Annotated in this window: 1 pseudogene; it reads left to right on the top strand. The window is 33.8% G+C overall.

Annotated elements, in window-relative coordinates:
- A pseudogene (locus tag GNY06_RS09265) lies at positions 1-312 on the top strand (cbb3-type cytochrome c oxidase subunit I); the annotation flags it as partial.
- Positions 313-343: the final 31 nt, after the last annotated feature.

Raw genomic sequence — 343 nt, 5'->3', positions numbered from 1 at the left:
TTTGGTGTTAACAAGTTAGAGACGATAGCCAAAAGAAGAGTAAGACATTTAAATGTAGCTAAATGATTCAAAATTGCCACATGGATAGGAGTGGCTTTATTACACATAGTGAATAAACTGGAAGTACCTTTGAATTTCTGGAAATACTATTATGCGTATGAAGGGGATAAAGATGCTATTGTACAATGGAGGTATGGGCATAATGCCGTAGCCTTAGTACTCACCACTCCTATTTTTGGAATGATTTAATACTTTATGCACAAAGACGAAGATCGGCCTGTATTTTCATATAAATTATCCATTAAAAAATTCTGATCAATGAAATTTGAGTATATCTGAGCTG

Origin of the sequence: Elizabethkingia argenteiflava, from assembly GCF_009904105.1 — a bacterium.
In the GTDB taxonomy this organism is placed as follows: domain Bacteria; phylum Bacteroidota; class Bacteroidia; order Flavobacteriales; family Weeksellaceae; genus Elizabethkingia; species Elizabethkingia argenteiflava.
This window is presented reverse-complemented; position numbering and strand designations above follow the sequence as displayed.